This window comes from Streptomyces sp. NPDC051211 (assembly GCF_040689505.1).
Taxonomy (GTDB): domain Bacteria; phylum Actinomycetota; class Actinomycetes; order Streptomycetales; family Streptomycetaceae; genus Streptomyces.
The window spans coordinates 86,702-112,958 of sequence record NZ_JBFBAV010000011.1 but is presented as its reverse complement, the minus strand read 5'-3'; the positions used below and the strand labels follow the sequence as shown (position 1 = coordinate 112,958).

Annotated in this window: 22 protein-coding genes and 1 tRNA gene; 15 read left to right on the top strand and 8 right to left on the bottom strand. The window is 74.0% G+C overall.

All coding sequences use genetic code 11. The features are described 5' to 3' along the window. Positions 1–53: 53 nt before the first annotated feature. The 7 genes from AB0447_RS14010 to AB0447_RS13980 all read left to right on the top strand — a co-directional run bounded on the left by AB0447_RS14010 (position 54) and on the right by AB0447_RS13980 (position 9,672). On the top strand, positions 54–2,165 hold the full coding sequence (locus tag AB0447_RS14010; protein WP_366476862.1) for a helix-turn-helix domain-containing protein: 2,112 nt from the start codon (positions 54–56) through the stop codon (positions 2,163–2,165). Positions 2,166–2,404: 239 nt separating this feature from the next. After that, positions 2,405–5,221 (top strand): DEAD/DEAH box helicase, encoded by a 2,817-nt coding sequence (locus AB0447_RS14005; RefSeq protein ID WP_366476945.1) that lies wholly within the window; start codon positions 2,405–2,407, stop codon positions 5,219–5,221. Beyond that, positions 5,218–6,432 carry an SWIM zinc finger family protein gene (locus AB0447_RS14000; RefSeq protein WP_366476861.1) on the top strand — a complete coding sequence of 405 codons (1,215 nt, stop codon included), beginning with the start codon at positions 5,218–5,220 and terminating at the stop codon, positions 6,430–6,432. The genes AB0447_RS14005 and AB0447_RS14000 overlap by 4 nt, the downstream gene beginning before the upstream one ends. Before the next feature lie 89 nt (positions 6,433–6,521). Next, positions 6,522–6,953 (top strand): hypothetical protein, encoded by a 432-nt coding sequence (locus AB0447_RS13995; RefSeq protein WP_366476860.1) that lies wholly within the window; start codon positions 6,522–6,524, stop codon positions 6,951–6,953. Beyond that, positions 6,953–8,314 carry a hypothetical protein gene (locus tag AB0447_RS13990; RefSeq protein ID WP_366476859.1) on the top strand — a complete coding sequence of 454 codons (1,362 nt, stop codon included), beginning with the start codon at positions 6,953–6,955 and terminating at the stop codon, positions 8,312–8,314. The genes AB0447_RS13995 and AB0447_RS13990 overlap by 1 nt, the downstream gene beginning before the upstream one ends. Positions 8,315–8,440: 126 nt before the next feature. After that, positions 8,441–8,863, top strand: coding sequence for a hypothetical protein (locus tag AB0447_RS13985; RefSeq protein WP_366476858.1), 423 nt, complete (start codon positions 8,441–8,443; stop codon positions 8,861–8,863). Positions 8,864–9,018: 155 nt separating this feature from the next. Further along, on the top strand, positions 9,019–9,672 hold the full coding sequence (locus AB0447_RS13980; RefSeq protein ID WP_366476857.1) for a chaplin: 654 nt from the start codon (positions 9,019–9,021) through the stop codon (positions 9,670–9,672). On the opposite strand, the gene AB0447_RS13975 is transcribed toward AB0447_RS13980, so the two are convergent. Then, positions 9,665–10,399, bottom strand: a complete 735-nt coding sequence (locus AB0447_RS13975; protein WP_366476856.1) for a DUF2293 domain-containing protein — start codon at positions 10,397–10,399, stop codon at positions 9,665–9,667. The genes AB0447_RS13980 and AB0447_RS13975 overlap by 8 nt on opposite strands. 106 nt (positions 10,400–10,505) lie before the next feature. On the opposite strand from AB0447_RS13975, the gene AB0447_RS13970 reads away from it, so the two are divergent. After that, positions 10,506–10,883 (top strand): cupin domain-containing protein, encoded by a 378-nt coding sequence (locus tag AB0447_RS13970; protein WP_366476855.1) that lies wholly within the window; start codon positions 10,506–10,508, stop codon positions 10,881–10,883. Continuing rightward, positions 10,874–10,946: transfer RNA gene (locus AB0447_RS13965), tRNA-Trp, on the top strand. Before AB0447_RS13970 ends, AB0447_RS13965 begins: the two co-directional genes overlap by 10 nt. A 19-nt stretch (positions 10,947–10,965) precedes the next feature. Here AB0447_RS13965 and AB0447_RS13960 read toward each other — a convergent pair. Further along, positions 10,966–12,411 (bottom strand): WGR domain-containing protein, encoded by a 1,446-nt coding sequence (locus AB0447_RS13960; protein WP_366476854.1) that lies wholly within the window; start codon positions 12,409–12,411, stop codon positions 10,966–10,968. 93 nt (positions 12,412–12,504) lie between these two features. Here AB0447_RS13960 and AB0447_RS13955 point away from each other — a divergent pair, with 93 nt between their 5' ends. Beyond that, positions 12,505–13,140 (top strand): uridine kinase, encoded by a 636-nt coding sequence (locus tag AB0447_RS13955; protein ID WP_366476853.1) that lies wholly within the window; start codon positions 12,505–12,507, stop codon positions 13,138–13,140. 189 nt (positions 13,141–13,329) lie between these two features. On the opposite strand, the gene AB0447_RS13950 is transcribed toward AB0447_RS13955, so the two are convergent. Both AB0447_RS13950 and AB0447_RS13945 read right to left on the bottom strand, forming a co-directional pair. Further along, positions 13,330–14,226: a PfkB family carbohydrate kinase gene (locus tag AB0447_RS13950; RefSeq protein ID WP_366476852.1), complete on the bottom strand. Its 897-nt coding sequence runs from the start codon at positions 14,224–14,226 to the stop codon at positions 13,330–13,332. After that, on the bottom strand, positions 14,223–15,146 hold the full coding sequence (locus AB0447_RS13945; protein WP_366476851.1) for a pseudouridine-5'-phosphate glycosidase: 924 nt from the start codon (positions 15,144–15,146) through the stop codon (positions 14,223–14,225). The genes AB0447_RS13950 and AB0447_RS13945 overlap by 4 nt, the downstream gene beginning before the upstream one ends. Positions 15,147–15,305: 159 nt before the next feature. Here AB0447_RS13945 and AB0447_RS13940 point away from each other — a divergent pair, with 159 nt between their 5' ends. Beyond that, the gene (locus AB0447_RS13940) at positions 15,306–15,707 is read left to right on the top strand and encodes a cupin domain-containing protein (protein WP_366476850.1); all 402 of its coding nucleotides are present in this window, start codon (positions 15,306–15,308) and stop codon (positions 15,705–15,707) included. Here AB0447_RS13940 and AB0447_RS13935 read toward each other — a convergent pair. The 3 genes from AB0447_RS13935 to AB0447_RS13925 all read right to left on the bottom strand — a co-directional run bounded on the left by AB0447_RS13935 (position 15,697) and on the right by AB0447_RS13925 (position 18,666). Then, positions 15,697–16,977, bottom strand: a complete 1,281-nt coding sequence (locus AB0447_RS13935; RefSeq protein ID WP_366476849.1) for an MFS transporter — start codon at positions 16,975–16,977, stop codon at positions 15,697–15,699. The genes AB0447_RS13940 and AB0447_RS13935 overlap by 11 nt on opposite strands. Before the next feature lie 98 nt (positions 16,978–17,075). Continuing rightward, positions 17,076–17,636 (bottom strand): methylated-DNA--[protein]-cysteine S-methyltransferase, encoded by a 561-nt coding sequence (locus AB0447_RS13930; protein WP_366476848.1) that lies wholly within the window; start codon positions 17,634–17,636, stop codon positions 17,076–17,078. Positions 17,637–17,727: 91 nt separating this feature from the next. Then, on the bottom strand, positions 17,728–18,666 hold the full coding sequence (locus AB0447_RS13925) for a glycerophosphodiester phosphodiesterase family protein (RefSeq protein WP_366476847.1): 939 nt from the start codon (positions 18,664–18,666) through the stop codon (positions 17,728–17,730). Positions 18,667–18,807: 141 nt separating this feature from the next. Here AB0447_RS13925 and uvrB point away from each other — a divergent pair, with 141 nt between their 5' ends. The 4 genes from uvrB to AB0447_RS13905 all read left to right on the top strand — a co-directional run bounded on the left by uvrB (position 18,808) and on the right by AB0447_RS13905 (position 24,856). Further along, the gene (uvrB, locus tag AB0447_RS13920) at positions 18,808–20,961 is read left to right on the top strand and encodes an excinuclease ABC subunit UvrB (protein ID WP_366476846.1); all 2,154 of its coding nucleotides are present in this window, start codon (positions 18,808–18,810) and stop codon (positions 20,959–20,961) included. Between the two features lie 56 nt (positions 20,962–21,017). After that, positions 21,018–21,596, top strand: a complete 579-nt coding sequence (locus AB0447_RS13915) for a TerD family protein (protein ID WP_366476845.1) — start codon at positions 21,018–21,020, stop codon at positions 21,594–21,596. Between the two features lie 30 nt (positions 21,597–21,626). After that, complete coding sequence (locus AB0447_RS13910) at positions 21,627–23,621, top strand: TerD family protein (protein ID WP_366476844.1); 1,995 nt, start codon at positions 21,627–21,629, stop codon at positions 23,619–23,621. Between the two features lie 254 nt (positions 23,622–23,875). Then, positions 23,876–24,856, top strand: a complete 981-nt coding sequence (locus AB0447_RS13905; RefSeq protein ID WP_366476843.1) for a TerC/Alx family metal homeostasis membrane protein — start codon at positions 23,876–23,878, stop codon at positions 24,854–24,856. 31 nt (positions 24,857–24,887) lie between these two features. On the opposite strand, the gene AB0447_RS13900 is transcribed toward AB0447_RS13905, so the two are convergent. Then, on the bottom strand, positions 24,888–26,183 hold the full coding sequence (locus AB0447_RS13900; RefSeq protein WP_366476944.1) for an MFS transporter: 1,296 nt from the start codon (positions 26,181–26,183) through the stop codon (positions 24,888–24,890). Positions 26,184–26,257: the final 74 nt, after the last annotated feature.

Here is a 26,257-nt window from a genome sequence, read left to right as displayed (position 1 = left end):
ACGGCCGCTCGGGACGGTGCCAGGGGGTGCCGGCAGGGGATGGGGGGCGCGCCGTGGACGAAACGGCGATGTTTGCGCGGCTGATGCGGGAGCTGAAGGAGCGGTCCGGGCTGAGTTACGGGACCCTCGCGCGCAAGCTGCACACCAGTACGTCGACGCTGCACCGGTACTGCAACGGCGAGGCGGTGCCGACGGAGTTCGCGGCGGTGGACCGCTTCGCGCGGGCCTGCGGGGCCTCGCCGGGGGAGGCGGTGGACCTGCACCGGGCCTGGCTGCTGGCGGACGCGAGGCGAAGGGCGGCGGCCCGCGCGGAGCGGGTGCCGTTGGGTCGGGGCACGGCCGCGGCGCCCGGCAGGCCGGTCCACGGCACACCCGGCCCGGCGGACGAGCCGGGGCCGGGGCCGGGTGCCCAGCCTGGCCCCCGGCGGCCGGCGCCCGATGCGGGGCAGGGGCCCTTGCCGGCCGAGGGGCAGGCGGAAGCCACCCGACCCGAGCGGGCCTCCGAGCCGGCGGCCGGGGCTGCACCGGCGCCGGAGCACGCGCCCCAGGTGCAGCGGGGCACCGAGCCGCAGTACGGAGCGGCGGCCGGGGTTGCGCCCGGGGCGGAGCGGTCGACGCCCGCCGACGGGCCCGGCGGTGTGGTGGACGGCAGGGGGCGGGCGTCGGCCGGCGGGCCGGCGACGCCGGACGAGGAGGCGGACCAGAGCGCGGATGCCGCACCGGAGGCGGGCGTCGACCGGGTGCCGGTCACGGGCGGCGGGCCGGCCGATGGGCCTCAGGCCGTGCCGGCCGCGGAGGCGGAGCGACGTCCCCCGGACGCGGTCGTCGTACCGGAGGGTCAGGTGGCGGCGGTGCCGGCCGGTGGGCCTCAGGCCGTGCCGGCCGCGGGGGTGGAGCGACGTCCCCCGGAGGCGGTCGTCGTCGTACCGGAGGGTCGGGGCGGGGCGGGCCCCGACGGCGGGGCGAGCGGGGAGCCGGGCGCGGTGGCGGCGCCGGCGCCGGCCGTCGGGCTGGCCGATGGGGCTGAGGCCGTGCCGGCCGCGGGGGCGGAGCGACGTCCCCCGGAGGGGGTCGTCGTCGTACCGGAGGGTCGGGGCGGGGCGGGGCCCGACGGCGGGGTGACCGGGGAGCCGGGCGCGGTGGCGGCGGTGCCGGCCGGCGGGCCCAACGGCCACGGGCGGGGCCGTTGGTATCGGGGGCGGCGGGCCGTCGCCGGGGCGGCCGTGGGGGTGGCGGCGGTCGCGCTGGCCGCCACCGGACTGGCCATGGCCGGTTCCTCGGGAGCGGGCGGGGCGGACGGGGCCGCCGGCGCCCGGAGCGGCACCTCCGCCCCGTCGGCAGGCGCGGGCGCGGGGGCGGGCGGGCAGCAGCCGACCGGCACGTCCTCCGGACCGGGCCGAGGCGCCGACGGGACCCTGAGCCCAAGCCCAAGCCCGAGTCCGAGTCGGAGTTCTGGTCCGAGTCCGAGTTCCAGTCCGAGCGGGTCCGTTTCGGGCGGCACCGGCAGCGGCCCGGCGCCGGGGTCGAATGCCTCCGCGCCCCCGGCCGGCACCGCATCGCTGCGTACCGCCGTCCGCTCGCACGTCTGGACCAACGGCTGCGACCACGCCTATCTGCTCCGGCAACAGCCGCAGGCGGTGCCCCCGCCCCCGGTGGAGGCGGACGCACCGGCCTGGGCGGCGGCCCGGCAGGCCGTGCACGCCGGGCAGCAGATCGTCGAGGTGACCGTGCACGGCACCGGCCAAGGCGCCGTCGTCCTGCAGGACCTGGAGGTACGGGTGACCGCGCGGCGCACCCCGCCGCCCTGGAACGTCTACCTGATGTCCCAGGGCTGCGGCGGCTCGCTCACCCCCGCGGGCTTCGCCGTCAACCTGGACGCACCCCGGCCGCTGGCCCGTCCGGTCACCGGCCACGACGGGGAACGGCCCCTTCCCGCCCCGGTGTTCCCGCTGCGCGTCACCGCCGACGACCCGGTGGTGCTGCGCATCGAAGCGTCCACGACCGGCTGCGACTGCGACTGGTACGCAGAGCTGCGCTGGACCGGCCCGGCCGGCTCCGGCGTGACCCGCATCGACGACAACGGCCGGGCCCTGCGCACCAGCGCCGCTGCCGGCCGCCCCCAGTACGGGTACGCGAGCGAGCTGGGCCGCTGGTCCTCCGGCTGACGCCCGGCCCCGCCCAGGCCGGGTGTCTGTGCAGGTCAGCGGTGTTGTCAGTAGCCGGACCTAGACTCGGCAGCAGTGATATCCGCGCCGAGTCGGCCGAGGCGGATGTCCTTGCCGAGCCGAGCCGCGCCGAGTCGAGTCGAAACCAGAGCCGAGGGAGGGAGCCCGCCATGACGGTCGCACCGGGCCGCCCCGCCCCGCTGAGGACGGCCGACCCACTGCCCGCGCCCGGCGCCCCCATGGCCGGGGCGGGCTCCGGGCTCCGCCGGCGCGCCGCGCTCTTCCTGCACGCCGCCGTGCCCCGGGAGAGCCGCATTGCCTTCTGGTGCCCCGACGGAGACCCCCTCCCCGCGGACGCCGGAGCCCCCGTCGAGCTCACCGTGGTGCGGCCGCACGGCGCCGGCGTGCGGAGCCGGACCGTGCCCGCCGTGATCCTGTCCGTCACCGATGCGCTCCCGCTGCTGGTGCGGGCTGCCCAGGATCCGGCGGCCCACCCCGCCACCCGCTGCTGGGGAGTCGCCGCCCGGCAGGCCCTGGCGCTGGTCGCGCGGGGGCGCCTGCTGCCCGGCCTGACCCCGGAGGGGTACGACGCCTGGCGGGCCGGCCCGCTGGACGCCGCGGATGTCGCCCAGCTCCGCGCGGTCGCGGCCGCCCTGCCGTACGAGGGATACGCATGCCCCCTGGCCGGGCGCCGCCCGCTCCAGCTGCCCGAGCCGGAGGCGCTGGTCCGGGCCTTCCTCGATGCCGTCGCCGACACCCTGCCCCGCACCCCGGCCGCCCCGTTCGCCGTCGGCCGGCCCTTCGCGGCGGCCGAGCCGCAGCGGGTGCCCGGGATACAGGACTGGGCCGCCCAGGTCGCGGCCGGCTCCGACGCGGGCGTCGGCATATCGCTCCGGCTCGACCTGTCCTCGTACCGGCTCTTCGACGAGGCCGAGCCGGAGGACATCCGGCGCGCGGGCGCCGCCGTGGTCCAGCTGCACAGCCTCGCCGACCCGACCCTCGTCACCGACGCCGCGCAGCTGTGGGCGGGCACGGCCGCCGCCGGGTTCGGTCCGCGCACCCGGGTCGACGCCGTGCTCGCGCTGCGCCGGGCCGCCCGGGTGTGGCCCCCGCTGCTGCGGCTCCTCGACCAGCCGGTGCCCGATGCGCTCCCGCTGTCCGACCCCGAGCTGGAGGAGCTCCTCGGCACGGCCGCGACCCGGCTCGCCGACGCCGGGGTCCTCGTGCACTGGCCGCGGGAGCTCGCCCGTACGCTGACCGCCACCGCCGTGGTGCGGTCCACCGCGCCCGGCTCCGCCACCGACGGCACCGCATTCTTCGACGCGGCCGGGCTGTTCTCCTTCTCCTGGGAGCTCGCCCTCGGCGGCGACCGGCTCACCCCCGGCGAGATGGACGCCCTCGCCCAGGCGCACCGGCCGGTGGTGCGGCTCCGGGACCAGTGGGTGCGGGTGGACCCGGAGCTGGTCCGCAAGGCGCGCAAGCGGGAACTCGGCCTGCTGGACCCGGTGGAGGCGCTGGCCGTCGTACTCGGCGGCACCGCCGAGGTGGGCGGGGAGCCGGTGCCCGCGGTGCCGGTCGGGGCGCTGGCCGCCCTCCGGGACCGGCTGACCGGGGAACTCGCCCCGCTGCCGCAGCCGTCCGGCCTCAAGGCCACCCTCCGCGACTACCAGGCGCGGGGCCTGGCCTGGCTCGACCGGATGACCTCCCTCGGCCTCGGCGGCTGCCTCGCCGACGACATGGGCCTCGGCAAGACCGTCACCCTGATCGCCCTGCACCTGCACCGGGCCCGCCCCGAGCCCACCCTGGTCATCTGCCCCGCCTCCCTCCTCGGCAACTGGCAGCGGGAGATCGAGAGGTTCGCGCCCGGCGTCCCGGTCCGCCGCTACCACGGGGCCGGCCGCACCCTCGACGGCCTCCCCGGCGGTTTCGTCCTCACCACGTACGGGACCATGCGGGCCGGCGCCGCCCGGCTGGCCGAGCAGCCGTGGGGGATGGTCGTCGCGGACGAGGCCCAGCACGTGAAGAACCCGCATTCGGCGACCGCGCGGGCCTTGCGCACCATCCCGGCGCCGGCCCGGGTGGCGCTGACCGGCACCCCGGTGGAGAACAACCTCTCCGAACTGTGGGCGCTGCTCGACTGGACCACGCCCGGGCTGCTCGGACCGCTGACGGCGTTCCGGGCCCGGCACGCGCGGGCGGTGGAACAGCAGCAGCAGGAGGACGGGGCCAACGAGGAGGCGGTAGCCCGGCTCGCGGCGCTGGTCCGCCCCTTCCTGCTCCGCCGCAAGAAGTCCGACCCGGGCATCGCGCCCGAACTCCCCCCGAAGACGGAGACGGACCACCCGGTGTCCCTCACCCGGGAGCAGGCCTCCCTCTACCAGGCGGCGGTGGACGAGGCGATGGCGGTGATCGAAGCCAGCGAGGGCATCGAACGCCGCGGCATGATCATGAAGCTGCTCGCCTCCCTCAAACAGATCTGCAACCACCCGGCGCAGTTCCTGAAGGAGGACCCGCCCCGGATCCCGCACCGCTCGGGCAAACTCGCCCTGCTCGACGAGCTGCTGGACACCATCCTGGCCGAGGGCGGCTCGGTGCTGGTCTTCACCCAGTACGTCACCATGGCCCGGATCCTGGAGAAACACCTGGCCGCCCGCGGGATCAACTCGCAGCTGCTGCACGGCGGCACCCCGGTGCCGCGCCGCGAGGAGCTCGTGGACCGCTTCCAGTCCGGCGAGGTCCCCGTCTTCCTGCTCTCCCTGAAGGCGGCCGGCACCGGACTGAACCTGACCCGGGCCGCCCACGTCATCCACTACGACCGCTGGTGGAACCCGGCCGTGGAGGAACAGGCCACCGACCGCGCCTACCGGATCGGCCAGACCCAGCCCGTCCAGGTCCACCGCATCATCGCCGAAGGCACCGTCGAGGACCGCATCGCCGAGATGCTGGAGATGAAACGCGCCCTCGCCGACGCGGTCCTCGGCTCCGGCGAAGCCGCCCTCACCGAGCTCACCGACCGGGAGCTCGCCGACCTCGTCTCCCTGCGCAGGCCCGCATGATCACCGCCAGGGACGACCGCCGCCGCACCTTCGACTCCGTGCCGCCGGGAGCCGACCCCGCCACCTGGTGGGGCCGGGCCTGGACCGAGGCGCTGGAGCAGCTCTCGCGCGACTCCGCCCGGCTGGCGCGCGGCCGCGACTACGCGGCCTCGGGACAGGTCGACGCCATCACCGTCACCCCCGGCCGGATCGTGGCGTACGTCCGGGGCAGCCGCCCCCGCCCCTACCGCACCGAACTCGCCCTGACCGCCCTCACCGACGGGGAATGGAGCGACCTCCTCGCCGGCCTCGCGGCCGACCCGGCCGCTCTCGCCGCGCTCGTCGAGCGGGAGGTCCCGCGCTCCCTCGCGGAGCGGATCCTCCCCGGACCCGGCGATCTGCTCCCGCACTGCTCCTGCCCGGACACCGGCCGCCCGCCCTGCAAACACGCGGCCGCCCTCTGCTACCGCACGGCCCGCCTCCTCGACCAGGACCCGTTCGTCCTCCTGCTGCTGCGCGGCCGCGGCGAGCGGGAGCTCCTCGAGGAACTCACCCGGCTCAACGCCGCCCACGCGGCCCGCGAACAGCCGGCGTCCACCCCGGACTTCCCCGGCATCCCGGCCCGTACGGCGCTCTCCCGCGCCTTGGCGCCGCTGCCCGCCCCGCCCGCGCCGCCCACCACCGCAGGCGCACCCCCGGCCTACCCGGGGGACCCGGCCGCCCCCGACCCGCTCGCCCTGGACCAGCTCGCCACCGACGCGGCCGCCCGCGCCCTCGCCCTGCTCTGCACCGGCGAGGACCCGTCCGCCGGGCTCACCCTGTGGCAGGACGCCGTCCGGCTGGCCTCCGCCCACCCCACATCCGGCCTCACCGCCACCGCCCGCCGCCTCTACCGCGACCTGGCCCACGCCACCGGCCGCACCACCACCGACCTCGCCCGCGCGGCCGCGGCCTGGCGCCAGGGCGGCCCGGCCGGCCTCGCCGCCCTCGACGAACCCTGGGACCCGCCGGCCGGCCCCTTCGACCGTGCCCGCCCCGCCCTCCTCGCCGCCGGCCACGGCCCCTTCCGCCCGCACCGCAACCACCTCACCGCCGCCACCCGCCAACTCCGCCTGGGCCGCGACGGCCTCTGGTACGCCTACGAGTCCCGCCCCTCCGAATCCGACTGGTGGCCCACCGGCACCCCCTCCCCGGACCCGATCCGCGCCCTCAGCCCGGCCGCAGGCCCATGAGCGGTCCCGGAACCGGGACGAACGGGAGCCCGTCCGCTGCCCGGAATCGACCGAACATGGGCAAGCACGTCCGTGCGAAGGTGGGATCCATGACGTTCGATGAAGAGTGGTTACGTGCGAAGGGCGAGGCGACCATGCGTCACGCGTCCGCCGGCGGTAATCCCAGCCCTGCCCCCGGACCCCAACCGGGGCCGAGCCCATCAGCGGACGCAGCCGATCTCGGGCTGGCCGACGGACCGGTTCGCTCCTCGGCGTCCGGTCTTCGGACGGCGAATGCCGACGCTCGCGGCAAGTCGACGCTGGACGACGCGGAAGCGGTCGGCGGGCTACACGCAGGCTGGACGGCCGGCCCGGCCAGCGACGACTGCGTCGGTGCCTGGCAGCGCAGGCTGCGGGAGCTCGCCGACCTGGTGGACGATGCGGCCGACGCTCTCACCCGCGGCATGAACGTCACGATCGGCGAGGACCGGGCGATCGCCGACCGCCTGCGCGCAGCCGGCGGCGTGCTGGAGGACGTCTGATGGTCTCCGTACCCGAACTGAACCAGGCGGACCCGCAGAAGTGGCGTGCGGCAGCCGATGACGCGGTGGCCGTGGCGAAGCAGTGCGACACCCTTGGCGCGTACGCCCGCGAGGACGTCGCCCGCACCGTCAACCGATGCTGGACGGGAGACACCGGCCGCGCGGCCACCGAGACCTTCGTCAAGCACGCCGACGACTACGAGACGGCCGCACTGGCACTGCGCGGCATGGCCAAGGTCTACGACACCCTGGCCGATGCGATATCCGGCGCTCAGGGAGACCTGCGCAGTGCCCTGGAGTACGCGCGCAGCCGCGAGCTGAAGGTCGACGAGAGCGGCCGGGTGCAGCTGTCCCGGCCGGTGATGGTGCCGCAGGGCAGCACGGAGCATCTGGCCTCGGTCAACCATGCGCAAGGCATCATCACCGATGCGCTGCGCAAGGCCACCGACGCCGATACGGAAGCCGCACGCTCCCTCCGCACCATCGAGGGCCTCACCACCGTCTCGGACCCGAAGCTAGCCAGGGAAGCGCTCACCCCCGGCTCGCCGATCGCCATCGCCCTGGCCCTGGCGGGTGGCACGGACGGCCTGCACCCGATCAACGTCTCACCGATGCAGATCGCGGCCGTGAACCGCGCAGCAGCGGAAACCGGCATCAGCCGCAAGCTGCTGCTGGCGGTCCTCTGGCAGGAGCAGCAGTGGTACCAGAACTTCAGCCCCGGGCTGGGCGGTCCGCTGACCCAGGCCGGCCGGATCTTCAACTGGGCGCTCCAGCAGTCGATCAAGCCGGACAAGTCTCTCGGCATCACCCACATCAAGCCGGAGACGGCGCGCGCCACGATGCGTGAGTACCGGGAGTCGTTCACGCTGCCTGACGGCACCTTCCTCGGGGATCTCAGCGATGCGCAGCTCACCAAGTACATCGAGGAGAACCCGAACGAGGACATCCGTCTCAGCGCCTTCCACCTGAAACAGTTGAGCGAGCAGCCGTACGGGGCCGAAACGGACAAGCAGCGCTTCGTCCTCTACGCAGCCGACACTCCCGATGTACGGGAGAAGAACGAGCAGCACGGGGATGAATCGGGCGCCCGTGGCGGCGACATCAAGGTCCGGGGAGAGAACTGGGACCGACTGGAACCTCACCTCGACGACGCCATGGCGTGGCACGCGCTGACCGAGGAGCAGCGGGCCACCGCGATCCGCCAGCTGGAATCCCAGACACCGGGCGGGCACCATGTCTCGGTCGGCCCGATCTACGACGACGGCGCCGGCCCGCACACCGGCACGGGGACCGGTGCTCCGGAGCCCGGCACCCCGTCCCCGAGCCCTGGGCCCGCGCCGACTCCGCCGGGGAGGGACTGAGCTGTGAGGGCGCCCCTGGGAACGTCCTTTCGGGTAGCGGCGGTCTGTGCTGCGCTGGTCTTCGCGCTGGGCGGCTGCGGGATGCCGTCCGGGAGCGGGGAGGAGGGGCGGCGGCCGCTCGTGCCCATGCCGAGCGAGGTTCCGGTCGGCCCGGAGTTCGCCACGGCCGACGACGTGGTGGCGGCGATGGCGGCTGCGGGCATCACCTGCGAGGTGCTGAGGCGCCGGCCGGCCGCGGAGACCGCCGGGTCCGGCCTGGACTGTGTGGCCGTGATGGACGGGGCCCGGGTGGAGCACGACGTCCACGTGCTGAACCCGCAGCGGTTCAGCCGCGACGAGGTGGGCGACTCGATCGCCGCAGGCCGCGGCGCCCCGTACCACCACACCCTCGTGGCGGCCGGCAACTGGTACATCCGCGTGCTCGTACCGGACTACGCGCCGCGGGTGGCGAAGGCGCTCGGCGGAGTCGTCCTGGGCCCCCTGCCCCAGGGCGAGCGGGGTGCCGCGCCGGACGGTGTGGGGGCGCGTCGGCCATCAATCGTGAAGTAGGCAGGGCGGAGTACACGATGGAGTGAAATACCTACCGGCTCTATAACCCGTATGGGTTTACCGCGTTGTTTCCGGTGCGGGTGGAACGCCCGTGAACACTCCGGAAGGCAGGGAAGCTCATGCGTCAGGGTCGTCGGAATGGCTTGATCGCGGCGGTGGTCGTGGGAGGTGCGGTCTCGGTCGGAGCCGGCGGGTTCGCGTTCGCCGACGCGGAGGCGGGCGGGCAGGCGGAGCGGTCGCCCGGGGTGCTCGCCGGGAATCTGGTGCAGCTGCCGGTCCACGCGCCGGTCAACGTCTGCGGGAACACCGTGAACGTGGTCGGACTGCTCAACCCGGCCGCGGGAAACACCTGCGTCAACGCGGACGGGAAGGGTTCCGGGCATCCCGGGTCGCGGCCGTCCACGCATCCGTCCAAACCGGGGGGCGGGAATCACGGGGGAGCGGTCGCCGAGGGGGGCGGAAAGGATTCGCCGGGGGTGCTGTCCGGCAACGGCATCCAGCTGCCCGTGCAGCTCCCGGTCAACGTCAGCGGGAACTCGGTGAACGTGGTCGGAGTCGGGAACGGCTCCCACGGCAACGAGTCGGTGAACGGGACGCGGCCCACCACCCGGCCGCAGCCCGTGCGGCCGCCGGCCGTGGCCCGGCCCGTCACACCGCCGCCCGCGGCCGCACCCGCGCCCGCACCCCTGCAGCCGACGGGTTCCTCGCTGGCGCAGACCGGGGCCGACGGCATGGGCTACCTGCTGCCGGGCGGCGGGGCGCTGCTGCTCGGCGGGGCGCTGCTGTACCGCAGGTTCCGGCTCAACTAGCCCTGTCCGGGGCCGGGGCCGGGGCCGGGGCCGGGGCCGGGGCCGGGGCTGGAGCCCGGACCTGGGCCGTGGCCGGGGGCGGAATCCGCCAGGAGTCCAGGATCGCGTCGATCCGGGGCGCCAGCTGCGCCCTGGCCCGGAACCGGGGAGTTCCGGCCATCAGGAGCGCGTCGTACTCGGTGTCGTCGTGCCGGACAGCCGCCCGCACCGCGACCGAGACGGCGAGCTCGTCCAGAGCCCGGCCGGCCGCGCTGCGGCCCACCCGGCCGCTGCCGCGCACCGAAGCGTGAGCGGCGATGGCCAGCGCGCGGTCGGCCGGGCAGCCCGGGAACAGCCGGCGTATCTCGGCGGCGAAGGCCGCCGTGAACCGGATGTCCTCGGCGGCCCGGCGCGCCCGGGCCCGGTCCCGGTGCCGGGCCCGGGCGTCCGCGTCGGCCAGGCAGGCCCGTTCGGCCCGGGCCAGGGCACCCCCTTCGACGAGCAGGCCCTGCCGCTCGTACCGGCGGCGCCGCTTGTTGAAGCGGACGACGACGGCACTGAGCGAACTGCCCTCGCGGGCGCGGCGGGTGAGCGCGGCATTGCCGCGCGGCAGGTAGACGAGATGCCCGAGGTCGGCGCAGTCCAGGCAGCGCGGCACACCGGATTCGCGGACCAGGTGCGGGATCGGACCGGTCCGGCACTCCGCGCAGCTGATCTGCTTCAGCGGCTCGAACACCACGAGGTTCATGGAGAGTTGATACCGCCGTCCGGGGGCCTTATCACCTCGGCGCCGATGATGTTCGGTGTTTCGGGGAATACGCCGAAACGGCCGATATTCGTCCTACGGTATGACGATGCTCAAGACGCAGTGGCCGGCCGATGTGGTGGTCAACCAAATCACCCTCAATCCCGGCGATTCCACGGGCTGGCACTACCACCCCGTCCCGCTCTTCGCCGTCGTGATCTCCGGCACCCTCACCCGGGTCCTGCACGACGGAACCGTCGAAGTCAGCCGGCCCGGCGCGATGTTCGTCGAGGCCGCCGGCCGCGACCACATCCACCTCGGCCGCAACCTCGGCACCGACCCGGTGGTCCTCCAGGTCGCCTACACCCTCCCTGACGGTGCCCCGCTCACCGTCGACGTGCCGGACCCGACCTGCTCCCACGGCCGGAGAATCCACTGGCGCGGCCCCCGGCCGCATGGCAGTCTGGCGCTGCCGGGAGGGGCGTAGCTCAATGGCCAGAGCGCCGGTCTCCAAAACCGGGCGATGTGGGTTCAAGTCCCGCCGCCCCTTCCGGCGCTGACCCCGCCGCTCAGACGAGCCGGCGTATCTCTCCGCGCACCCGGTAGAAGCCTCCCGAGGAGGCATGCAGCCCGTCCACCACGTACCGGGCGCCCACCTCGCGGATGCCGCGAGGGAACTGCACGTTCCAGGAGGGCTCGAAGCCGCCCGAGACCACCTGCACCCGCAGTCGCCCGCCCTGCTGGACGCACTCCACCACCACACCGCCCGCCGGCGCCGCGGCCGCCGACACCGTCGCCACCGCGGCCGCGGACACGGCCGGGGTGTAGACGGGCAGCGCCGCCGCCGACTTCACGTCCACCGCCGTCGGCACCGTGCCCTGCTGGGCGGCGGCGATGGCCGCCTCGCTCGCATCCACGCACACCAGCGAACCGTCCGTGGTCACCAGGTACAGACGCTCCTCCAGGTACTGCATGGACAGCGCGGAACCGCTCCCGGTGCCCAGTTTCCACAGCCGCCGCCCATCGGCGGCGAAGCAGTACACCGAGGAGCTGGAGTCACCGGCGAACACATGCCGGCCGTCGGGGGACGTCGCGCACGCGTACACCGCGGCATCGCACCGGTACGAGGCCTCGACCGCGCCCGTCGCCTTCGAGAGCCGCTGCACCAGGTTCCGCCCGGTGCCCGCGTACACCGCGTGCTCCTCCTGCCAGCCGAACAGCACTGCGCCGCTGGTCGGCGCGTGCCACAGCTCGCTGCCGCCGTCCGCCGCGTACGCCGTCACGCCCCGGGTGTGCCCGTGGTAGACGGCGCGCTCGTCGGCCCGCACCATCCACGCGTTGCTGCCCTCGGACTTCCGCGACCACTGGTGCTCCTCCTCGTGGTCGATGACCGTCAGACCGCCGTTGCGATCGGAGACGTTCAACACGCCCTCACGGATGTCCAGCCAGAAGATGTCCACGTCCGGCGCGATGTCGTACGCCCCGAACGGCACCTTCGCCGACAGGTCGTACACCGTGCCGTCATCGCATCCCGCGTATATCCAGAACTCGTCCGCGACCAGGCACTTCACCCCGTCCGGCAGCGAGTACCGGGCCAGCACCTCACCGCCGTGGCTCAGCGTGTAGACGTCCCCCGCCTGGTTGCCGACCCAGCAGCGGTCCTCGTCCACGTGGATGCCGAAGGCCGAGGCGCCCGTCCGGAACCGCCACAGCACCGGGGCCACCGCCCGCGCCGTGGACGGCGCAGAGGCGACCTGGCGGCGGGTCACCGCCCGCGCGGCCCGCTGCCCGGGGACCGCCGGCGCGTACCCCTTGCGGACCTTCTCGCCGATCTTCTTCGCGGCGGCGGCCCGCGCCTTCTCGGCCGTCGGGAACGAGGAGCTCTGCAGCTGGCCGTCCGCGCCGATCCGGCCGTACCGCACCGAGACGGCCGTGCCGTCCACGGTCACCTCGTAGAACTTGTGCGCACCCCCGCCGTCCTGGGACAGCTCCAGATACGTCGTCTCGCGAGCCATGACAGACCCCTCCCCAAGGCCGGGCCCGACGGCTCTGCCCCGCCGGTGATCCCTCGTTGAAAAACGCTACGGGCCACCACTGACAATGGGACCGTGCATCAACTCGAAGCGATCACCTGGGAGCGGCTGGCCGAGCGCATCGCCGCGCACCTCGACGAACGGGCCTCCGAAGACGCCTGGTTGAGGGTGGCCGTCGACGGGGCGCCCGCCGCCGGCACCGGCCCCCTCGCCGGGCTGCTCGCGGACGCGCTCCGCCTGCACGGGCGTTCGGTGCTGACCGTGGCCGCCGAGGGCTTCCTGCGGCCGGCCTCGCTCCGCTTCGAGCACGGCCGGCAGGACGTCGACTCCTACCTCGGCGGCTGGTACGACACGGCGGCGCTCTGGCGCGAGGTCTTCGACCCGCTGGAGCCCGGCGGCACCGGGCGGGTGCTGCCCGATCTGTGGGATCCGGTCACCGACCGGGCCACCCGCAGCCGGTACGTCGAACTCCCGCCGGGCGGTGTGCTGATCCTGCACGGCCCGCTGCTGCTGGGGCACTGGTTCCCCTTCGACTTCAGCGCGCACATCGCGCTCTCCCCGGGCGCGCTGGCCCGCCGCACCGGGGAGGCCGAACGCTGGACCCTGCCCGCCTTCGCCCGGTACGCGGCCGAGACCGACCCGGCCGCGGCCGCCGACACCCTCATCCGCGCCGACGACCCCCGCCGCCCCGCCTGGACCGGCCTTCCCTAGAGGTGTCTTCGGCCTGCCCGAGGCAGCCCGGGACGGCGTCCGAGGCGGCGCCTGAGGCAGCGTCCGAGGTGGCGTCGTGGCAGCGCCCGAGACGGCGTCCGTGGCAGCGCCCGAGACGGCGTCCGAGACAGCGCCCGAGACAGCGCCCGAGGTGGGCCCGAGGCGGGCCCGAGGTGGTGCCCGAAGCGGTCAGACCGGGCGGCCGCCCAGCCGGGTGACCGCCAGTGCCGCCGCCAGGCAGCCCGCCCGGGCCGCCTCCACCGCCGACGCGCCCGACAGCCGGGCCGCCAGGAAGCCGCCGGTGAACGCGTCCCCGGCCCCCGTGGTGTCCACCGCCCGGGAGGGAGCCGCGGCCACCTCGGCCGTGACCGCGCCCTCCCGGGCCACCAGGGCCCCGGCCTCACCCCGGGTGACCACCACCAGCGGCACCCGCCGGCTCAGCTCCGCGGCGGCCCGCGCGGCAGGGGCGTCCGGCGGCAGGCCGGCCAGCAGCCGTGCCTCGGCCTCGTTGGGCAGCAGTACGTCCGTTCCCGCGGCCGCGGCGAGGAAGCCCTCCGTACCCAGCCCGGCCAGGAACCCCACCGACGCCGGGTCCACGCTCACCGGCACCCCCCGCGCCACGGCCGCCCGGAGCGCCACCCGGGCCAGCTCCCGGCTCGAATCGGCGAAGAACAGGTAGCCGGACAGGTGCAGATGGGCCACCCCGTCCAGCAGGGCGGGGGCCCAGTCGGCCGGGGACAGGCGCAGCGCCGCCCCGCTGTCGGTGAGGAAGGTGCGCTCCGCGTCCCCGCCCACCAGGGCCACCACGGTCCCCGTCGGCACCGCCGGATCGACCACCAGCCGGGGCCGCACCCCGGCCGCCAGCAGCGCCCGGTGGTGCCAGTCGGCCGAGTCGGTGCCCACCCGGGCCAGCAGACCGACATCGGCCAGCCCCTCGTGCGCCGCCCAGCAGGCCGCGTTGGCTCCGGCGCCGCCCGGCAGGGTGCGGATCCGGGCGGCCGTGTCCGTGGCCGGGGTCAGCGGCTCCGTATGCACCGCGACGACATCCGTCACCACGTCCCCGACCACCAGCAGGGCTCCGCTCACCGGGCCGCCCAGGCCGCCGCGATCCGTGCACCCAGCCGCACATTGCCGCGCACCGCCGCCAGATTCGCCTCCAGGGAGGCCCCGGCGGTCGCCCGTACCAGGAAATCCAGCAGGAACGGGGTCACCGCCTGTCCGCCGATGCCCCGCTCCCGGCACGCGGCGAGCGCCTCCGCCAGCACCCGGTCGTGCAGCGCCGGATCCAGCTGCTCCGCCTCGGGCACCGGGTTGGCGACCAGCACCGCCGACTCCGGCCCGCCCAGGCCGTCCTGAGCCGCCATCACATCCGCCACCTCCTCCGGCCGCTGCACCGTCCAGTCCACCGGCAGCCCGGAATCGGCCAGGTAGAAGCCGGGGAAACGTTCCGTCCCGTAGCCGAGCACCGTCACCCCCAGCGTCTCCAGCCGCTGAAGCGTGGCCGGTACGTCCAGGATCGACTTCACGCCGGCGCACACCACCGTGATCCGGGTCCGCGCCAGCAGCGGCAGGTCCGCCGACTCGTCCTGCGTCTGCGCGAACTCCCGGTGTACGCCGCCCAGCCCGCCCGTCGCGAACACCCGCAGCCCCGCCCGCGCCGCCAGGAAGGCCGTGGCGGACACCGTCGTCGCCCCGGTCGCCCCGGCCGCCAGCGCAGGCGCCAGATCCCGGTGACCCAGCTTCCGTACGCCCTCCCCGCCCGCGATCCGCTCCAGCTGCGCCTTGTCCAGGCCGACCCGGGGGACCCCGTCGAGCACCGCGACCGTGGCCGGCACCGCCCCCTCCGCCCGGACCAGGGCCTCCAGTTCGGCACCCACCGCCAGGTTCCGGGGACGCGGCAGGCCGTGCGCGATGATCGTCGATTCGAGCGCCACGACCGGCTGCTGCCGGGCGAGCGCCTCGTGTACCTCTTCGGACAGGACCGGGATCTCTGCGTGCTGTGGCATGTCCCCATCCATGGCACGGCAGCCGGGCCCCCAAACTCCCTCCCGCGCCCCTGTCCGAGTAGCGTCGTTCCCGGTCGACAGGGTGACGGGCCGGACCCGCGGATCGTGGACGATGTGGTGACCCTGGCCGGCGGCCCGCCCGGGCTAGGGTGACGCGCCATGAGCACCAGTGATCACACCACCGCACCCGCCCCCGCACCCGCCCCCGGCCCTGCCTCCTTCGCCGTCCCGGTCCCCGACGTCCCGGACGCCGAACTGGAGGTGGAGGACCTCGATCCGGAGCAGATCGTCTCCGGCTCGCCCGTGGTGTCCGGCAAGGTGCTGTGGGAGTCCGCGGACGGCAAGCAGCTGCGCGGCATCTGGCAGATCACCCCGGGCGTGGTCACCGACACCGAGGCCGACGAGCTGTTCGTGGTGGTCAGCGGCCGCGCCACCATCGAGGTGGAGGGCGGAGCGACCCTGGAGGTCGGCCCCGGTTCGGCCTGTGTGCTGCGCGAGGGCGACCGGACCACCTGGACCGTCCACGAGACGCTCCGCAAGGCCTACCACATCAGTCTTTGACGGCCGGCCGCCGCGCGGTGAACAGGGCCAGCACCGCCAGCGGGACCAGCAGTGCGGCACCGAGGACGTTCAGCCAGCCGTAGCCCGCCTGGGCCACGACCAGGCCGGCCGCGGCGCCGCCCAGTCCGGCCGCCGTGTTCATGCTCAGGTCGGACAGGCCCTGGACGGCGGCCCGGGCGGCCTGCGGAACCGAGTCGGTGAGCAGCGCCGACCCGGACACCAGGCCCGCCGACCAGCCCAGACCGAGCAGGAACAGGCCGGCCGCGCTCTGCGCGTGGCTGTCCCCGGCGGTGCCGGCGAGCAGCGCGGCGATGCACAGCAGCCCGCCGGCCAGACCGATCACCGAGAGCCTGCCGATCCGGTCCGCCAGCCACCCCCACACCGGGGAGAAGGCGAACATGCCCGCGATGTGGCCGCTGATCACCAGGCCGATCAGGTCCAGCGAGGCGCCGTGGTGGGTGCGGTCGAGCGGGGTCATCACCATGATCGACACCATGGCGGTGTGCGTCACCGTGACCGTGACCAGCGCCAGCCGGGCCCGCGGCGATGCCTTCACCGCGGCCAGGCCGGCCCGCAGCGACCGGGCCTCCGCGGCCTGCTCCGCGGGCTCTGCCAGGGCGCGGGCGGTCAGCAGCGGGTCGGGGCGCAGCAGGACGGATATCAGCGCGGCGGTGACCAGGAAGATGACGGCGGCCCACAGGAAGGGGCCCGCCGTCTCGGGTATGGAGGTCCCGGCGAAGCTGCGGCTGGCCGGGGCGGACAGGTTCGGACCCAGTACCGCGCCCAGGGTGGTGGCCCAGACGACCGTGGAGATCGCACGGGCCCGGTGGTCGGGCGTGGCGAGGTCGGCGGCGGCGAACCGGGCCTGGAGGTTCGCTGAGGAAGCGGCGCCGAACGCGGCCATGCCGAGCAGCAGCAGCGGGAAGTTCTCGATCGCCGCCGCGAGGACGACCACCGCCGAGCCCAGCGCGCCGATCAGGTAGGCGAGCACCAGCCCGGGCCGCCGGCCGCGCCGGGTCATCAGGGCGGCCAGCGGCAGCGACAGCAGGGCGGTGCCGGCCACGGAGGCGCTGGAGGCCAGGCCGGACAGTGCCTCCGAGCCGCTGACCTCGGTGGCCATCACCGGCGCCAGGGCGATGCTGATCGGCACCCCGAGCCCGCCGATGACCTGGCTGGCCATGAGGACCGCCCGGGTGCGGCGCTGGATCCCCGGGAGGTCCTCGGGGGAGACGGGCACGGTGTGCGGGGTTTCGGCGGCGCTAGTGGTCACCGCCGCAGTCTTGCAGCCCTGACGCGGCAGGGGAACGGGATATGCGGTGCTCGGGAGACCGGGCAGAAGGCTGCCCGGAAGACTGCTGGGAGGAGGGCTCAGAAGAGGGGCTGCGGCAGTACGCCTTCCAGCGCGAGCAGCGCCCGCTTGGTCTCCACCCCGCCGCCGAAGCCGCCGATCCCGCCGTCGTTCTCCACCACCCGGTGGCAGGGCACGACCACCGGGAGCGGGTTCGACCCCATGGCAGCGCCCACCGCCTGGGCCGCGCCCGGCTGCCCGACGCGGGCGGCCAGTTCCCCGTACCCGACGACCGATCCGTACGGCACCGAGCTCGCCAGCTCGCGCAGGACGAGGCGGTTGAACCCGGCCGAGAGCCGCCAGTCCAGGGGCAGCTCGAAGCGGCGCAGGCTGCCCGCGAAGTAGGCCGTCAGCTGGCGTATGGGCTCGGCGAGCAGGTCCTCCCGGCCCGGGTCCGGGCGCCGGGCGTCGGCGCCGAGCCGGGACACCAGCGGATCGGCGAGATCCGGCCGGTCCGGCTCGGCATGGAACTCGACCCGGACCAGACCCTCCTCGGTCGCGGCCAGGAAGAGCGGACCGATGTCGCTGGCGACCACGGTCCATTCGAGGCGCGGCCCCCGGGGCCGCTCGGTGCTGTCCACGCATCCACCGTACGGCGCCCCACTGACAGCGCCGACTACGCCGACTACGCCGACAACGGCGACAACGGCGACGGCGCTGCCCGGAACCGGCTCAGAACCAGCCCACGGCCTCCCTGACCACGTCCGGAGCGTTGGTGATGATCCCGTCCACGCCCATCGCCTGGACCTTCCGGGCGAGCGCCGCGTCGTCCACGATCCAGGTGTCCACCCGCATGGTGTCGCCGTGCGCGCCCCGCACCCCGTGCACCGCCGCGACCCACTCGGCCGAGATCGTGGTGTGCCACGGGTTGATCCGGTCCGCGAACTCGGCGTACCGGGCGAGGTCGCCGACCGGCGGGGTGCCCAGGAAGGCCGTGATCAGGTCGGGCCGCAGGCTGTGCACGGTGCGGACGCAGTCGGCGCTGAAGCTCTGGACCACCAGGCGGTTCCGCACGGTGTCCTCGCCGAGCCAGCCGGCCTGCTCCAGGACCCGCAGGGTGTCCCGCTCGATCCCCGGGTACAGCTCGGGCTTCTTGATCTCCAGCAGCAGCCGCTGCTCGTTGGACCGCACCCGGTCGAGGTACTGGCGCAGGGTCGGCACCCGGGCGCCCGCGAACTCGGGGCCGAACCAGCTCCCCGCGTCGAGCCGGGCGATCTCGGCGGCCGTGAAGTCGCCGACCTTCCAGGACGTGCGGTTCGGGAAGACCTTCTTCACGTCCGTGGTGCGGGTGAGGGTGTCGTCGTGGATGACGACCAGCTGGCCGTCCTTGGTGCGCTGGACGTCGTTCTCCACCCAGTCCACGCCCAGCTCGTAGGCCGCGTCCACGGCGGCGAGGGTGTTCTCCGGGGCGTAGGCGGACGCCCCCCGGTGGGCGTAGAGGACGGGTACGCCCAGCAGCCGGTCCAGCTCCGGTCCGGCGGAGCGGACCGCACCGGTGCCGGGGGCGGCGACGCGGGCACCGGCCGCGGCGGAGGGAGCGGTTCCGCCGGTCAGTGCGAGGGCCAGGCCCAGGAAGGCGGCGGTTGCCGCGGCCAGGGGTCGTAGGTACATGCGCGTTCCCCTCCTGTGTGACTGTTGCATTTGTCCGGGATCATGCGGTTCGTGATCAACGCGACGCCAGTGAACTACGACAAACGGCCCACGTCGCCGCGTGTCGGGGTGACTGTCGGTGGAGGGTCGTACGGTGGACTCATGCGGCCCGTATCGAAGATCGAACGCACGGTGGCCCCCTTCGAGGTGGTCAGTTCCTACCAGCCCAGCGGAGACCAGCCGGCGGCCATCGCCGAGCTGGAGAAGCGCATCCGCGCGGGCGAGAAGGACGTCGTACTGCTCGGCGCCACCGGCACCGGCAAGTCGGCGACCACTGCGTGGATGATCGAGAAGCTCCAGCGCCCGACACTCGTCATGGCACCGAACAAGACCCTCGCGGCGCAGCTGGCGAACGAGTTCCGCGAACTGCTGCCCAACAACGCCGTCGAGTACTTCGTCTCGTACTACGACTACTACCAGCCCGAGGCGTACGTCCCGCAGTCGGACACGTACATCGAGAAGGACTCCTCCATCAACGAGGAGGTGGAGCGGCTGCGGCACTCGGCGACCAACTCGCTGCTCACCCGCCGCGATGTGGTCGTGGTCGCCTCCGTGTCCTGCATCTACGGCCTCGGCACCCCGCAGGAGTACGTGGACCGGATGGTCCCGCTCAAGGTCGGCGACGAGATCGACCGCGACCAGCTGCTGCGCCGCTTCGTCGACATCCAGTACACGCGCAACGACCTGGCCTTCACCCGGGGCACCTTCCGGGTCCGCGGCGACACCATCGAGATCTTCCCGGTTTACGAGGAACTCGCCGTCCGCATCGAGATGTTCGGCGACGAGATCGAGGCGCTCTCCACGCTGCACCCGCTGACCGGCGAGGTGATCAGCGACGACCGGATGCAGTACGTGTTCCCCGCCAGCCACTACATCGCCGGCCCCGAGCGCATGCAGAACGCGATCCGCGGCATCGAGACGGAACTCGCCGAGCGGCTCGCCGAGCTGGAGAAGCAGGGCAAGCTGTTGGAGGCGCAGCGGCTGCGCATGCGCACCACGTACGACCTGGAGATGATGCAGCAGATCGGCTCCTGCTCCGGCATCGAGAACTACTCGCTGCACATGGACGGCCGCGAGCGCGGATCCGCGCCGAACACCCTGATCGACTACTTCCCCGAGGACTTCCTCCTCGTCATCGACGAGTCGCACGTCACCGTCCCGCAGATCGGCGCGATGTACGAAGGCGACGCCTCCCGCAAGCGCACCCTCGTCGACCACGGCTTCCGGCTGCCCTCCGCCCTGGACAACCGCCCGCTGAAGTGGGAGGAGTTCCTGGGGCGGATCGGCCAGACCGTCTACCTGTCGGCCACCCCCGGCAAGTACGAGCTGTCCCGCGCCGACGGCTTCGTCGAGCAGATCATCCGCCCCACCGGCCTCGTCGACCCCGAGGTGGTCGTCAAGCCCACCGAGGGGCAGATCGACGACCTGGTCCACGAGATCCGGCAGCGGGTCGAGAAGGACGAGCGGGTCCTGGTCACCACCCTCACCAAGAAGATGGCCGAGGACCTCACCGACTACTTCCTGGAGCTCGGCATCCAGGTCCGCTACCTGCACAGCGACGTGGACACCCTCCGCCGGATCGAGCTGCTGCGCGAACTGCGGGCCGGCGAGTACGACGTCCTGGTCGGCATCAACCTGCTCCGCGAGGGCCTCGACCTGCCCGAGGTGTCGCTGGTGGCGATCCTCGACGCCGACAAGGAGGGCTTCCTGCGCTCCGGCACCTCGCTGATCCAGACCATCGGCCGCGCCGCGCGCAACGTCTCCGGCCAGGTCCACATGTACGCGGACAAGATGACCCCGGCGATGGAGAAGGCCATCGAGGAGACCAACCGGCGCCGGGAGAAGCAGATCGCGTACAACACGGCCAACGGGATCGACCCGCAGCCGCTGCGCAAGAAGATCAACGACATCGTCGCCACCATCGCCCGCGAGGAGGTCGACACCGAGCAGCTGCTGGGGTCCGGCTACCGGCAGGCGAAGGACGGCAAGGGCGCGAAGGCCCCGGTTCCCTCGCTCGGCGTGCACGCGCCCAAGGCGGGCAAGGGCGCCAAGGCGGCCAAGGGCGCGAAGGGCGCCGGCGCGGCTGTGCCCACCGACCGGCCGGCCGCCGAACTGGCCGGGATCATCGAGGAGATGACGGAGCGGATGAGGGCGGCCGCCGCCGACCTCCAGTTCGAGGTCGCGGCCCGGATCCGCGACGAGGTGAGCGAACTGAAGAAGGAGCTGCGGCAGATGAAGGAGGCGGGCCTCGCCTGACCGGGCCCGCGGTCAGTAGGGTGGCCGGGTAGGTGGCGAACGAGAGGGGACAGCGCGTGACGGTCAACATGACCAAGGGCCAGGCCATCAGCCTCGAGAAGTCCGACGGGGGGACGCTGACCGCGGTCCGCATGGGCCTCGGCTGGCAGGCGGCGAAGCGGCGCGGACTGTTCGGATCCCGGACCCGCGAGATCGACCTGGACGCCTCGGCGGTGCTGTTCGCCGGCAAGGAGCCGCAGGACGTCGCGTTCTTCCAGCAGCTGGTCAGCAAGGACGGCTCGGTCCGGCACACCGGCGACAACCTGGTCGGCGGCGTCGGCCAGGGCGGGGACGACGAGGCGATCCTCGTCGACCTGGCGCGGGTGCCGGTGCACATCGACCAGATCGTCTTCACGGTGAACTCGTTCACCGGCCAGACCTTCCAGGAAGTGCAGAACGCGTTCTGCCGGATCGTCGACGAGACCAACGGCCAGGAGCTGGCCCGGTACACGCTCGACGGCGGCGGCGCGTACACCGCGCAGATCATGGCCAAGGTCCACCGGGTCGGTTCCGGCTGGCAGATGACGGCCCTGGGGATCCCGGCCAACGGCCGGACCTTCCAGGACCTGCTGTCGGCCATCGCATCGCACGTCTAGCAGAACGCACAACGGGGGAGGGGCTGCAGGATGACGGCCGAACTGGTCCGGGGGCAGAACCATCCCCTGTCCCGGAGCCGGGTGGAGATCAGGGTCTCGGCGGGCACCGCTGTGCTCGCCCTGGCCCTGCTCACCGACGAAGCGGGCCGGCCGACCGGCCCCGCCGCGCTGGCACACCCCGGCGCCCGGCAGCTGCCGGGGCTGGAGGTGCCCGGCGAGGCCGCCGGGCAGCACCGGTTCGCCGTCGACCTCGACGCGGTCGGCGAAGAGGTGCACAGGGTCGGCGTGCTGCTCGTGCTCCCGCCGAACGGGCCGATCGGCTTCGGGGCCGTACCGGCCTCCCACGTCACGGTGGCCGACCCGGCGGGCGAGGAGCTCGCCGGGTACACCCTGTCCGGCCTGGCGACCGAGACCGCCGTGGTGGCGGTGGAGCTGTACCGCCGCCAGGGCGCGTGGAAGGTCCGCGCAGTGGGCCAGGGGTACGCCGACGGGCTCGGCGCCCTCCTCACCGACGCCGGGCTCGGCGCCCCGGCGGCGGCCGGGCTGGCCGCCGAGGCACTGGGCGCGGCCGCGCCCGCGCCCGCCCAGGTACCGGTCTCCGGCGTCCCCTACCCGGGCACGCCGGGCCCGGCCCCGGCTCCCCCCGCTCCGACGCCCGCACCGGCCTCACCCGACGGCACGCTCGGCCAGGGAGGCGGTCACGGCCACGGAGGCGGACCTGGCCGCGGCTCCGGCACGACCGGCGCCCCCGGTACGCCCGGTACGCCCGGGCCGGCGGAGGGCGCGGGTCCGCCCACCATCGACTACGCGCATCCGCGGCGCTCGCGCACCGTGCCGCCCCCGGCCGCACCGGAGGTGCCGCCCGCGGCTCCCGGCGAGCCGCCCCGGCCGGTCGCCGGCGATGCCAGCGGCTGGTCCATGGACGAGCGGCTCTACAACCAGGTCTGGGGCATGTTCGAGGACCTGGCCCGGGCCGTCGCCGCCTACCGCAGCGCCGTCGAGTTCGCCGACTCCCGGCTCGACCGCGAGCTGGACGAGGTCCTGTCCGACCCCCGGCACCGCCTGGGCGGCTCCGGCAACGCCGCCCGGGATGCCGCCCTGGCCCGCCGTACGGAGCTCGTCGACCAGGCCAGGTCCGTGCTGGACCGGGATCTGGCCCAGCTGACCGCCGAGATCGAGGTGGTCGAGCCCGCGCTGCCGGCCGCGTACGCCCGCTGGGACAACCCCGTCTGGCACGCCCACCGCGTGCCCGGCCCGGGCGAGGACGGCCCGATGGCGCTGCGCCTCGGCGACCTCCACCTGCCCGAGTGCCCCGGCCTGCGCATTCCCATGCTGGTCCGGCTCCCGCTGGAGCGCGGCCTCTGGATCGACAACGGGCGCACCGGCTCGGAAGCGGCCATGGCCATGGACACCGACCGGCTGCGCCGGGCCGCGCTGGACATGGCGGTGGCGCACGCCGCGCGGATGCTCGCCGTCCACCCCGGCGGCGGGCTCGGCGTCCACGTCATCGACGCCGCCGGGGCCGGCTCGGCCGCCCTGGAGCCCCTGGTCCGGTCGGGGGTGCTGGCCGCGCCGCCCGCCGCCGGAGCCGCGGGCGTCAGCCGGACCCTGGAAGAGCTCACCCGGCGGGTGGACCTCGTACAGATGGCGGTGCGGGCCGGGGCCCCGGAGGACCTGCCGCCCGACCTGGACACCGGCGAGCAGCTGCTGATCGTGCACGACTTCCCGCACGGCTTCGACGACCGGGCGGTCACCCGGCTGCGCTACCTGGCCGATGAGGGCCCGCGGGTCGGCGTGCACCTGCTGATGGTGGCGGACCGGGACGAGGCCTCGGCCTACGGGCCGCTGCTGGACCCCCTGTGGCGTTCGCTGATGAGGCTGTCGCCCGTTCCGGACGACCATCTCGCGGACCCCTGGGTCGGCCATGCCTGGACCCTGGAGCCGGCCCCCGTGCCGGCCGGCAGCGCGGTGCTGGACCGGGCGCTCGCGGCGGTCGCCCAGGTCCGGCGCACCACCGGCGGGTGACCGCCGCAGGCCCCGCCCTGACCATCAGCTGACCACTCCTTGGGCATCCCTTTACCTTTCCTACCCCATACGGGTACTCTTGGGCCTGCGGAGGGGAGTATTCCCGCTGTTTCCTGCTGCGACGTACCCGTCAATACGGACCGCGATCGGTCCCGGGGCGTCGGCCCGCGGCCCTCGGGCCGCAGGTGGAAGAGACCTCCGGCAGCGATGACGCTGACCTTGTGCTCGAGCCATCTGCCGGAGGCGTGGAAGTAGTGGACGTTTCGTGGACCCTCTGGGTGCTGACCATTGCCGGTCTGTGCATCCTCATCGGCGCCGATTTCTTCATCGGCCGCAAACCGCACGACGTATCGATCAAGGAAGCCGGCACCTGGACGGTCGTCTGGATCGTCCTGGCTGCGCTCTTCGGCCTCGGCCTGCTGTTCTTCGGCAACGGCCAGGCCTCCCAGGAGTTCTTCGCCGGGTTCATCACCGAGAAGTCGCTCAGTGTGGACAACCTGTTCGTGTTCGTGCTGATCATGGCGAAGTTCTCGGTGCCCTCCCACCTCCAGCAGCGCGTGCTGCTGGTGGGCGTGCTGATCGCCCTGGTGCTCCGCGCGATATTCATCGCGGCCGGCGCCGCGATCATCTCCAGCTTCGCCTGGGTGTTCTACATCTTCGGCGCGTTCCTGATCTACACCGCCTGGAAGCTCATCCAGGAGGCGCGCTCCGACGATGAGGACGAGGAGTTCGAGGAGAACCGCCTCCTGAAGTCCGTCGAGAAGAAGTTCGGTGTCGCCGACCGGTACCACGGCACCAAGCTCTTCATCGAGAAGAACGGCAAGCGCATCCTCACCCCGCTGATGGTGGTCATGCTCGCCATCGGCACCACCGACGTGCTGTTCGCCCTGGACTCCATCCCGGCCATCTTCGGCCTCACCCAGGACCCGTACATCGTCTTCACCGCCAACGCCTTCGCCCTGATGGGCCTGCGCCAGCTGTACTTCCTCATCGGCGGACTGCTCAAGAAGCTGGTCCACCTCAGCTACGGCCTGTCCATCATCCTCGGGTTCATCGGCGTCAAGCTCGTGCTGCACGCCCTGCACGAGTCCGGCGTACACGTCCCGCAGATCTCCATCCCCGTCTCCCTCGGCGTCATCTGCGGCGTGCTGGTGATCACCACGATCACCAGCCTGATGGCCTCGAAGAAGCAGGCGGCCGCGGAGGCCGCCCGCCAGGAGAGCATCGACGCCTAAGCCCTTGTCCGGGCGGCGTGCCCGGTCCGGGTCATGCGGGGGCGGCCGCTTCGGCCGCCCCCGTCCGCGTACCCGCGGCCACCGCCGGATTGGTCTCCGGCAGCAGCGCGAAACAGCCCAGGCTGAGCAGGGCGACCGCCGTCAGGTACGCCGCGACACCCCACGGCGGACCCGAACCGTCCGCCACCGCGGTCGCCACCAGCGGTGTCAGGGCCCCGCCCAGCACCCCGCCCAGGTTGTACCCGACCGCGGCACCCGTGCAGCGGATCCTCGGCTCGTACAGCTCCGGCAGGTACGCCCCCACCACCGCGAACATGGTCACCATGCCGAACAGCGCCCCGATGAAGCCCAGGGTCATCAGCAGCGGGTCGGCCGTCCGCAGCAGGGCGATCAGCGGGAACATCCACAGGGCCGAGGCCGCGCAGCCGGCCAGGCAGAGCGGCCGCCGGCCGTACCGGTCGCCGAGCACCGCCACCAGCGGGGTGACCGCCCCCTTCAGGGCGACGGCCGTCATGATGCAGGCCAGCATCACCGTCCGGTCCACCTTCAGGTGCTCCGTCGCGTACGCCAGGGACCAGGTCGTCACGGCGTAGAACACCGCATAGCCGACGGCCAGCGCCCCGCCGGTGAGGAGCAGCAGCCGCCAGTGGCCGCGCACCACCTCGGCGAGCGGCGCGCTCGCCGTCTCCCGGCGCTCGGCGAGCTCGCGGAACTGCGGAGTCTCCTCCACCGAGTGGCGCAGCCACAGGCCGACCAGGGCCAGCAGCCCGGCCGCCCAGAACGGCACCCGCCAGCCCCAGGAGGTGAACTGCGCTTCGGTCAGGCCGGCCGACAGCCCCAGGGTGATGCCGTTGGCCAGCAGGAAGCCGACGGCCGGGCCGACCTGCGGGAAGCTGGACCACAGTCCGCGCTGCCGTTCCGGGGCGTGCTCGGCGGTGAGCAGCACGGCGCCGCCCCACTCCCCGCCCAGCCCCAGGCCCTGCAGGAAGCGGAGCAGGAGCAGCAGGACCGGCGCGGCCACGCCGATGCTTCCGTACGTGGGAACGCAGCCGACCGCGACCGTCGCCAGGCCGGTCAGCAGGAGTGAGGCGAGCAGGACGGGGCGGCGGCCGTAGCGGTCGCCGATGTGGCCGAAGACGGCCGATCCGAGGGGCCGGGCGACGAAGCCGACGCCGAAGGTGGCGAAGGCGGCGAGGGTTCCGGCGAGCGGCGAGAAGGTCGGGAAGAACAGCGGGCCGAGGACCAGGGCGGCGGCGGTGCCGTAGACGAAGAAGTCGTAGAACTCGATGGCGGTGCCGGCCAGGGAGGCGGAGGCGAGCCGCAGCATGGACGGCCGGGGGGCGGCGGGGGATGCCGGGGTGGTGGCGGGGGCGGTGGCGGATGTGGGAATGGCGGGGTCTG